The sequence below is a fragment of the Corallococcus carmarthensis genome (assembly GCF_003611695.1).
In the GTDB taxonomy this organism is placed as follows: Bacteria; Myxococcota; Myxococcia; order Myxococcales; family Myxococcaceae; genus Corallococcus; species Corallococcus carmarthensis.
In genome coordinates, this window is record NZ_RAWE01000299.1 from 1 (window position 1) to 9,710 (window position 9,710).

7 protein-coding genes are annotated in these 9,710 nt (G+C 70.5%); 6 read left to right on the plus strand and 1 reads right to left on the minus strand.

The annotated features are described in order from the left end of the window. The 3 genes from D7X32_RS40770 to D7X32_RS40780 form a co-directional block, all read left to right on the plus strand. A partial coding sequence (locus tag D7X32_RS40770) for a glycosyltransferase family 4 protein (protein ID WP_147450474.1) occupies nt 1-1,082 on the plus strand: 1,082 nt, incomplete at its 5' end. Next, nucleotides 1,082-2,290 (plus strand): hypothetical protein, encoded by a 1,209-nt coding sequence (locus tag D7X32_RS40775; protein ID WP_120607908.1) that lies wholly within the window; start codon nt 1,082-1,084, stop codon nt 2,288-2,290. The genes D7X32_RS40770 and D7X32_RS40775, both read left to right, overlap by 1 nt. Continuing rightward, nucleotides 2,287-3,180 carry a glycosyltransferase family 2 protein gene (locus D7X32_RS40780; RefSeq protein ID WP_120607909.1) on the plus strand — a complete coding sequence of 298 codons (894 nt, stop codon included), beginning with the start codon at nt 2,287-2,289 and terminating at the stop codon, nt 3,178-3,180. The genes D7X32_RS40775 and D7X32_RS40780 overlap by 4 nt, the downstream gene beginning before the upstream one ends. Before the next feature lie 4 nt (nt 3,181-3,184). Here the strand turns inward: D7X32_RS40780 and D7X32_RS40785 are convergent, their stop codons facing one another. After that, nucleotides 3,185-4,375: a glycosyltransferase family 4 protein gene (locus D7X32_RS40785; protein WP_120607910.1), complete on the minus strand. Its 1,191-nt coding sequence runs from the start codon at nt 4,373-4,375 to the stop codon at nt 3,185-3,187. Between the two features lie 201 nt (nt 4,376-4,576). On the opposite strand from D7X32_RS40785, the gene D7X32_RS40790 reads away from it, so the two are divergent. From D7X32_RS40790 to D7X32_RS40800, 3 genes are read left to right on the plus strand one after another with little or no spacing between them, the layout of a single operon-like run. Next, a complete protein-coding gene (locus tag D7X32_RS40790) occupies nt 4,577-5,830 on the plus strand; it encodes a glycosyltransferase family 4 protein (RefSeq protein WP_158625856.1) in 1,254 nt (417 codons plus the stop codon). Next, a complete protein-coding gene (locus tag D7X32_RS40795; protein ID WP_120607912.1) occupies nt 5,827-6,651 on the plus strand; it encodes a PIG-L deacetylase family protein in 825 nt (274 codons plus the stop codon). Before D7X32_RS40790 ends, D7X32_RS40795 begins: the two co-directional genes overlap by 4 nt. After that, a complete protein-coding gene (locus tag D7X32_RS40800) occupies nt 6,651-8,057 on the plus strand; it encodes an O-antigen ligase family protein (RefSeq protein ID WP_120607913.1) in 1,407 nt (468 codons plus the stop codon). Before D7X32_RS40795 ends, D7X32_RS40800 begins: the two co-directional genes overlap by 1 nt. Nucleotides 8,058-9,710: the final 1,653 nt, after the last annotated feature.

A 9,710-nucleotide genomic window follows, 5' to 3' on the forward strand; every position in this document is an offset into this window, starting at 1 on the left:
GAGTGGAATCGCTGCTCTTCTATGACGTGAACGTCACGCCGGATCCGCATCCGGTGATGCAGGAGCCGTTCGAGGGCGTGTTTCCCATCGTGGACCTGGCGCGGCAGCTGCGGGAGCTGGCGCCGGACGTCGTCTACGTGCACCAGCTGGCGAGCTTGACGGCGCAGCGCGCGCTGCTGGACTCGCCCGCGCCCGTGGTGCGCTTCTTCCACGACCACCGGCTGTTCTGCCTGCGCGAGCACAAGTACACGGTGCTGGGGAAGGAGACGTGCACGAGGACGGTGGGCGCGGCCTGCTATCCCTGCCTCGGCTTCCTGGGGCGCTCGGAGGCATGGCCCGGGGTGAAGCTGGCCTCGCTGCGGGGCCTGAGGGCGGAGCAGGCGCTGGCCCAACGCCATCACGCGTTCGTGGTGGGCTCGCGGTACATGGCCGAGCATGTGGTGGCGCATGGCTTCGAGCGCGAGCGGATGCACGTCATCCCGCTGTACGCCCAGGTCCCGCCCGCGCCACGACCGCCCGTGGCACGCGAGTCGGACCTGTTGCTCTTCGCCGGGCAGCTGACGGCGGGCAAGGGCCTGGACGTGCTGCTCCAGGCGCTGGCGCGGACCACGCGGCCCTGCCGGCTGGCGGTCGTGGGGAAGGGTCGGCAGGAGGCGGAGTCGCGCGCGATGGTGGACGGACTGGGGCTGTCGGGGCGGGTGAGCTTCCTGGGCTCGATGGCGCCCGAGGCCCTGTCCTCGCTGTATCGGCGCGCGGCGTGCGTCGTCTTCCCGAGCCGCGCCCCGGAGACCTTCGGCCTGGTGGGCGTCGAGGCGATGGCACACGGTACGCCCGTCATCGCCAGCCGCGTGGGCGGCGTGGGTGAGTGGCTGACGGACGAAACGGGGCTGGGGGTGCGGCCCAATGATCCGCTGGAACTCGCGGCGGCGATTGACTGGATGATGGCCGGGCCGGACCCGCGCGGAAGGCTCGGGGAGAACGCGCTGCGGGCCTACCAGGAGCGCTTCACCCCCGAGCGGCACGTGACACGGCTGCTGGCGCTGCTGGAGTCCGTGGCGCGAGCGGGACGGCGGGCGGCGTGATGGGCGGGCGCTTCACGTTGAAGGGCTCGGCCGAATTGGAGGCACGCATCGCCCGGGTGGTGGGCGATGCCGCGACCATCATCCAGGGGCACGTCCCGCGGAGCACGCTGCGGACGCTGGCCCTCATGGGTGGCTACGGGCGCGGCGAGGGCGGCGTGGACCGGCGGGACGGCGCCGAGCGGCCCCACAACAACCTCGACTTCCTGCTGGTGCTGGAGCGGGCGCCACGCGCGGGGCTGAAGGCGGAGCTGGATGAAGCGCTGGAGCCGCTGCGCGAGCGGCATGGCCTGGGTCTGGACCTGGGCATCATGACGGTGCGGTCCCTGCGGAAGTCTCCGTGCCTGGTGATGTGGTACGACGCGCGGTTCGGCCACAAGACGGTGGCGGGCGATGCGTCGTTCCTGCCAGGGCTGACGCACTTCACGCGCGACGCCATCCTCCCGGACGACGTGCGGAACCTGGCGGTGAACCGGGGGACGCTGCTCGTCATCAACGAGGCGCTGCGGGACAAGGGCTCGCTGGACGACGAGGAGGCGCGGCGCACCATCCTCCGGCACACCGCGAAGGCCATCATCGGCTACGGCGACGCGCTGCTGTTCTTCCTGGGCGCGTACGACTGGAGCTACGCGGAGAAGCGGCGGCGGATGGCGGGACGGCACGACGTGCCGGACGGCTTCCGCCGGCTGTACGAGGAGGCGAGCGCCTTCCGCCTGGAGCCGGATGACACGCGCTTCGCCCCGCGCGAGCTGGGGCCCTGGATGGACGAGGTGCGGACGCGGCTCGCGGACGTGCACCTCGCGTGTGAGGCCGCGCGGCTGTCGGTGCCCGGGCTGAAGTGGGCCGGGTACGTCGAGCGGACGCTGAAGCATTCGCTGGGAGAGGGCGGCTTGCGGCCGGGGGTGTGGCTGCGGCGGGTCCGGAACCTGGTGCGGTTCCGGCCAGGTGCCTCGCCGGAGCTGGGGCTCCGGGCCCGGCTGGGGTTGAGGCTCGGTGGGCCGCGCGGGGTGCTGGCGGCTGCGTTTCCGTTCGTGGCGTTCGACGTGGGGGGGACGCAGGGGGCCGGGTTCGCCCGGAGGGTCCTGGGAGCGGCGAGCGGCTCGCCGGCGGACCTGCGGCGCGCCTACCTGCGGTGCTGGAGCGAGTCCGGAGACCCCAACTTCGCGCACGTGGCGCGGAAGCTCGGCCTCGTCCTGGGAGCGGGTTCATGAGCCGCAAGGTCACCGTCATCATGCGCTCGAAGGACTCGGCCTGGGTCATCGGACAGGCGCTCTCGGGCCTGTGCTCGCAGGCGCGCCGGGACTTCGAGCTCCTCGTGGTGGACTCGGGCTCCCGGGACGCGACGCTGGACATCGTCTCCCGCTTCCCGGGACGGCTCATCCGCATCGAGGCGAAGGCGTACTTTCCGGGAGCGGTTCTCAACATGGCCATCCGCGAGGCCACGGGAGACCTCGTCGTCTTCCAGAACTCGGATGTGGTGCCGTTGACGCCCGAAGCGCTGGACCGGCTGCTGGCGCCCCTCGAGCGCGGCGAGGCGGATGCGACGTTCGCCCGGCAACTGCCGCGGCCGGAGGCGCACACGTGGGTGCGGCGGGACTACGAGGTGGCGTTCCCGGAGAGGGGAGAGGCGCCGCCATGGATGACGTACTCCCTGCCGTTCGCGGCGATGACGCGCGAGGCGTGGCGGAAGCACCCGTTCTACGAGGACGCGTGGGGCTCTGAAGACACGGAGTGGGGGCACTGGGCGCGCAGCCACGGGCTCCGGGTGCGCTACGTGCCGGACGCGTTGGTGATGCACTCGCACAACTACACGCTGAAGCAGTTGTACGGGCGCCGCTTCATCGAGGGCGAGGCGGACGCATTCATCCTCGGGGACCGCGCGTCGGTCATGGGGATGGCCCGGAAGGTGGGGGCGTCATGGGCGCGGGATGCGGTCGTGCACCTCCAGGCGCGTGACGCCGTGGGCCTGCTGCTCTCCATCCCGAGGCGGCTCGTGTACCACGGGGCCTGGTGGAAGGGACACCAGTGGGGGGAGCAGCGCCTGCGGAGTGGGAACATGGACCTGAGCATCGGTCAGCAGGTGGTGCTGCGGCGGCAGTGAGCCTTCACCGCGCCGTGGTGGCCACCGCGCGCCGCAGGAGTTGCTCGAGGCAGCGGACGTAGTCATCGAGGGAGGCGTGCCTCCTCACGATGTCGAGCGCACGTTGGACGAGCGCCTCCTGCGCCGCCGCATCCCGGTGGAGGACGGTCAGCGCCTCCGCGAAGGCTTCCCCCGTGCATGCCTTCACCAGCAGGGACGCATCGTGCCGTTCGAGGAAGTCGCGGGCGCCGCCGCTGGGGGAGGCAGCCACCGGCAGGCCGCAGGCCATCGCCTCCAGGTAGGTGAGGCCCTGGCCCTCGTGCTCCAGCTTCGAGGCGAACAGGAGCGCGTCCGCGTCCCGGTACAGCGCGGGCAACTGCTCGCGGGGCAGCTTGCCGGCCCAGGTGATGCGCCCGTCCACCCGCAGCGCTCGTGCCCGCTGCCGCAAGGCCAAGAGGTACGCCGGCTCGTCCGCCGCGCCCGCCAGCGTGAGGGTGGCCCGCAGGCCGCGCTTCTCCAGCTCCGCCAGTGCGTCGATGGCCACGTCGGGGGCCTTGCTCGGGTGGAGCCGGCCGACGAAGAGCAATCGGGGCTCCGGGCGCATGGGCCGGAAGGGCCGTGCGGTGAAGCACGAGAGGTCCACGCCCTGCGGCTGCACCACGCCGGAGCCCAGCGGCACGCCGGCCGCGAGCGCCGTGCGCCGGACCGCGTCCGAGAGCCACGCGACCGCGGCGGGCTCGATGCCCCTCCACGTCCGCGAGGGCACCAGGAGCTCGTCGAGCAGGCCGCCCAGCCGGGCCCTGGGCCGCGCGTCCCGCCCCGCGCTGAACGCCACCGGCCAGTCGTCGTTCACCGTGACCACCGCGGGCACGCCGGCCTCCTGGAGCGTCCGCAGCGGCGCGAGCCCCAGCCTTCGCTGGCTCATGACCAGCACCGCGTCCGGCCTTCCGTGGACGCGCAGGTAGCGGCGCACCGCCGCGGCGTTCCATGCGCCGGCCACGAAGTGACGAAGGCGATCTCGGCCCGCGGGCCGGCCGAAGCGGCGTGCCAGGCACAGCGTTCGCCGCACGCGTCCGGCCTCCGAGCCGTCGCCGGTGGTGAGCACATCCACCGCGTGTCCTCGCCGCTCCAGCGTCTCCACCACGTCCCGTGCGAGGAGTTCGTAGCCGCCGAGGACGTCAGGGGGGTACAGGTTGGTGAGGACGGTGACTTTCACGAGCGGGCGCTTCCTCCGTTCAGGGGCGGGCGCCCCGTTGCAGGGGGTATGCCGCCGCGCGAGGTGCTCCTCCTCGTTGGAGACACCCGGCGGCAGCGCGCATGTCTCGCTTTGAGACGTCCCCGGATGGGCCGCGTTGGAAGGGAGTCAGCGGGCTGGCCGCGGTGTGTCTGGTCCGCAAATTGCGTGGTGTCCGCGCCCATGACTGCTGTGGAGCGCTCCAAGCGGCGCGTGGTGCACGTCCTTCGCAAGTACAACCCGCGGGAGTGGGGCGGGACGGAGACGCACGTCGTGGAAGTCACGCGGCGGCTGGCGCGGTGGGGTTGGCGGCCAGAGGTGCACGCTCCAGGGGGCCCCTCGGCGCCGGATGGCGCGCTGGGCCCCGAGGTGCCGCTGGTGCGCTTCAGGGCCTTCAATCCTTTCATCGGCCCGGCAGAGACGCGGAAGGCGCTCGTCGCCAACGCGGGCAATCTGATCACCTTCGATGAGCCTCTCCGGCTCGCGCGCGACCGGGGCCTCGCCCTGGCGCACCTGCACACGGCCGGGCGCATCGGTGGCGCCGTGCGGACCGCCATGCGCCTCACGGGCCGCCCCTATGTCCTTTCGGTGCACGGGCCCCTGCTGGCGCGGAAGGCGCAGCTGGCGCAGGACACCGCACGGCGGCACTCGGGGGGCATCGACGTGGGCCAGCCCATCGGAATGCTGCTCGGCGCCCGGCGCGTCATCCACGACGCCGCGCGTGTCATCACCTTCAACGAGGAAGAGCGGCGCGCCCTGGCCGAGGTGGTGGGGGAGCGGGTGGTGCGGCTCGACCAGGGCGTCGAGCTGGAGCGGCTGGCCTCCGGGAGCGTGGACCGCGCGCGCGGGCGCTGGCCACGGTTCGCCAGCGCGCCCCTCGTCACGCTGGTGGGGCGCGTCTCGCCGCAGAAGAACCAGCTGCTGGCCATCCGGGCCTTCGCCGCGGGAGCCCCCGAGGATCACCACCTCGTCCTCGCGGGCGCGGTGGTGGACGCCGCCTACCAGGAGCAGTTGAGGCGCGAGATCCAGGCGCTGGGCCTGGGGTCGCGTGTCCACCTGCTGGGCAATCTGGACGCGGAGACGGAGGTTCCGGACTTGCTGTCGCTCACCCGGCTGGTGCTGATGCCGTCGGTGCATGAGGCCTTCGGGCTGGTGGTGCTGGAGGCGTGGGCGGCCGGCCGTCCGGCGATGCTGGCGGTGCACTCGGGACTGGCGGACCTCACCAGGGCCATTGGCGATGAGGGGCTGAGCGTGCCGACGCTGGAGGTGCGGGACTGGGCGGTGGCGCTGCGACAGGCGCTCACCCATCCGGATCGGCTGGAGGTGGCGGCGCGTGCGGGCGCGGAGCTGGTGCGCCTGCGCTTCAGCTGGGACGCGGTGGCACGGAATCTCGAGGACCTCTACCAGGCCGTCATCGAGGAGGGAGGCCGGCGATGATGGACGGGATTCCGGTGCGGCGGGCGCTCCGTCGCTTGCAGCGGATGGCGTTGGAGCGGCGGGCCTCCCCGTTCGATGCGGACGCACTCCGGTGTCCGGCGATGGTGTTCGCGCCGCACCCGGATGACGAGACGCTGGGCTGCGGGGGAACCATCCTCCAGAAGCGGCGCGTGGGGGCGACGGTACGCATCGTCTGCCTGACGGATGGCGCCAGCTCGCACCCGGACCTGCTCACGCACGACGAGTTGAAAGCGGTGCGGGCGCGGGAGGTGCGGGGCGCGGCGAAGGTGCTGGGCGTGGAGGAGAAGGACCTCTTCCTGCTGGGCTTTCCCGACCGTGAGCTGGACGCGTGCCGCGAGGCGGCGGTGGCGCGGGTGGCGGAGCTGCTGTGGCGGCATCGGCCGGAGCAGCTCTTCGTCCCGTACGCCCGGGGCGAGCACCTGGACCACGTGAGCACGAACCACATCGTGCGCGAGGCGGTGGCGCGGGTGGGGCTGCCGGTGACGTTGCTCGAGTACGCGGTGTGGGCCTGGCGGCACTGGCCCATGGTGGGCCTCAGGGGGACCCGGCGGTCTTTGCTGGCAGGGGCGGTGTCCACGCGGATGGGGCTGTGGATGGCCAGGGAGTTCCGGACGAAGGTGCTCATCCGGGACGTGCTGGCGCAGAAGCGCGCCGCGCTGGCGCTGCACGCCTCGCAGATGGAGCGCCGGGATGCGGAGCCGCGCTGGCACACGCTGGAGGACGTGGACGGGGGCGAGTTCCTCCCATGCTTCTTCGAGGACTACGAGCTCTACCGCCGCATCGACATCTCGGCGCGCTGATGGAGACGAAGTCCCTCATCTTCCTGAGCCTGGGCGCGGTGGTGATTCCGGCGGGGATTGCCGCCGTGGGGAGGTCCGCGCGCCTGAAGCACCTCTGCGCGGGCCTGCTCATCTGGGGCACCACCCACTATTCGGCGCGGACCATCAACTTCTTCAGCCGCGAGTGGTACCGCGGCACCACCCGGGGCTTTGAGTTCTGCTGGCTCGACTTCCTGTGGATCTTCCTGTTCGCCGACGAGCTGCGGAAGCGCAAGCCGGGTCAGCGGCTCGGGGTGCCCTTCGCGCTCGTCAGCATGGGGGGCTTCATCGCGTACAACGCGGTGAACATCCTCCTCTCCGAGCCCCAGCTGTTCGGCCTGTTCGAGCTGTCGAAGATGGTCCGCGGCCTCATGGTGTACGCGGCGGTGGCGTACTACGTGAAGAACGAGAAAGACCTCCGCCGCATCGTCACGGCGCTGGCCATCACGATCATCTACGAGTGGTTCTGGGTCATCCACTCCCGTGTCGTGCTGGGGCACTCGCGGGCGGATGGGACGCTGTTCCATGCGAACACGCTGTCGATGTTCAACCTCATCGCCGTCCCGGTGCTGTTCGCGGTGGCGCTCTCGGACGTGGAGCCCCGCCTCCAGCGCCTGTGCGGCGTGGCCACCTTCCTGGGCTCCTTCTCGGTGCTGTGCACCGTGTCGCGCGCGGGGCTCGTCTCGCTCGGGCTGCTCCTCTTGGGGGTGGCCTTGACGTGCGGGGCGCTGAAGCCCACCCCGAAGACGTTCGCGGTGTCGTTCGCGCTGTTCCTGGTGGCCATCCCCGTGGGCCTCAAGCTGGCGCCATCCTTCCAGGCCCGCTTCGAGTCGGAGGGCGGACTGTCCAAGGAGTTCGGAGGCAGGGAGACCGAAGGGCGCGGAACGTATGTCTATCTCGCGCGGCTGATGCACGCGGACCACTTCTTCGGCGTCGGGCTGAACAACTGGTCCTACTGGGTGTCGAACACGTACGGCAGGATGATTGGATACGGCTACATCCCCTACACGGGCACCGGCGAGGCGCCGCCGGACGGACCCATCCCCGCGGGCTCGAACGTGGACGCGGCGCAGGCGCCTCCGGCGCACAGCCTGTATCAGATTACGCTCGGTGAGACAGGCTGGCCCGGTGTCGTCCTGTTTGCCATTGTCTGGCTGCGCTGGTTCACGATGGGCGCCAGCTTCTTCTCCAACCGCTCGCCCGCGTTCCGCTCACGCTTTGGAATTGGCGTCTTCTTCGGCCTCCTGGGCGCCTTCGCCCAGAGCTTCTCCGAGTGGGAGTACCGCCAGACGCCGCTCCTCTTCCTGCTGCACATCCTGCTGGGAGCGCTGGCGGCCGTGTACCCGGCCCGCCCGTCCGTGATGGCCAGGCGGGCCTCCGCGGTGTGACGCCGCCTGGGGGACGACTCCGTGCTGGGGCACGGAGTCGTCCGCTCCAAATTTCCCGTACTAAGGCGACTCTAACCGCACGTGATGCCTACGCAGACACAGGCCCCCTCATCGCAAGTCCAGTCGTTGGTCGGGGACGGGCACCGATTCCCGCAGCCACCACAGTTATTCCTGTCATTGCTTGTGCTCACGCACGTGCCATTGCAAATCGCCCACAAGGGAGCTGGAGCGGTCGTGCACGCCTGTGTCTGGGTGCTGCTGCTCGGAGCGCACTGGCATGTCGCTGCGTTGGGGGTGTAGTTCGTCACGGACCTCGACTGCGTCCCCCCCTGTCCACAGGGCGTCGTGCCACTGCATGCGCTCCACGCCCCGTAGGTCGTCCCCGGGCACGTAGGCGGTACGGGGTTGTCCGGACACGCCTGCGTCTCGGTGGTGGTGCCCCCCACGCACTGGCAGGTTGAGGTGTTGAGATTGGAGGTCGTCACCGTCCTGGACTGCGTCCTGCCCAGTCCGCAGCCATTGCCGCCACTGCATGCGCTCCACGCCCCGTAGGTCGTCCCCGAGCACGTCGGCGGGTTTGTCGACCGCGAGCACGACTGTGTCTCCGTGCTGGTGTTCGAAGAGCACGTCCCCCCTGAACAGGAGTAAGACGTCACGGTCCTCGACTGGGTGCCCGTGGAGTCGCAGGCATTATCGAAGCCTCCGCAGGTGCTCCAACCCGAGTAGCTGGTCGGGGGGCAGGGTTGAGGCGTGCACGAGGCCGTCTCGGTGTAGGAACTGGCGACACAACTGCCCGTGCCACAGTTGAAGCTGTAGGTGGTCACCGTGCGGGACCGGGTGGAGCTGCCACAGCTATTGGAACACGCGCTCCACGCCCCGTAGCTCGTGGGCTGGCAGGTGGGGTCGATGGTCCTGGAGCAGGACTCCGAATACGTGCTGCTGCTGCCGGAGTTACACCCGCCCCCCGAGCAAGCGACGGAGCTCGCGGTGCAGGAGCGGGTGCCCGTGGTGTCACAGTAGTCACTGAAGCCACCACAGGAGCCACAGTTGGTGGAGGAACTACACACGATTCCGTCGGTGTCGCGGAAGCACGTCTGGGCCCCAGAGCTGGAACTCGGAGCGCCACATGCACCGCTCGCGCAGGTGTAGTTCGTCACGGTGCAGGACTGCGTGCCCTCCTCATCGCAGGTGTCGCTGAAGCCGGTGCAGGCGCCACAGTTGCTGTAGGTAGTATTGCACGGAGTGTTCGTGGTGCTGCGGGTGCACGCCTGTGTCTCGCTCGAGTTGGCGCCGGCACACGTGCCAGCGCTGTTGCAGGCATACGAGGTGACCGTGCGCGACTGGCTCCCCGTCTCATCGCACGTATCGCTGAAGCCACCACAGCTGCCAAAGGTGCCGTAAGAGGGGGAAGCACAGGTGGTGCCAACAGGCGCCAGGGGGTGGGTGCAGGTGCCGGAACCATTACATACGTCATTGGTGCAGGCGTTGCTGTCGCTGGTGCAGGCGGTGCCGGCAGTCTTGGGCGCGTAGACGCAGGTGCCGCTGGAGTCCGTGCCCGTCGGGTTGTAGCACTCGCTGTTGGGAGGGGTGTTGCAGGCCGTCCCGGCGCACGTCCCGGTGCTGCTGCAGACGTCTCCGATGGTGGTGGAGTTG

Excerpts from the sequence above, each read along its gene's own strand:
- D7X32_RS40780 (WP_120607909.1), top strand. The coding sequence starts at position 2,287 with ATGAGCCGCAAGGTCACCGTCATCATGCGCTCGAAGGACTCGGCCTGG.
- D7X32_RS40800 (WP_120607913.1), top strand. The coding sequence starts at position 6,651 with ATGGAGACGAAGTCCCTCATCTTCCTGAGCCTGGGCGCGGTGGTGATT.
- D7X32_RS40795 (WP_120607912.1), top strand. The coding sequence starts at position 5,827 with ATGATGGACGGGATTCCGGTGCGGCGGGCGCTCCGTCGCTTGCAGCGG.
- D7X32_RS40775 (WP_120607908.1), top strand. The coding sequence starts at position 1,082 with ATGGGCGGGCGCTTCACGTTGAAGGGCTCGGCCGAATTGGAGGCACGC.
- D7X32_RS40790 (WP_158625856.1), top strand. The coding sequence starts at position 4,577 with ATGACTGCTGTGGAGCGCTCCAAGCGGCGCGTGGTGCACGTCCTTCGC.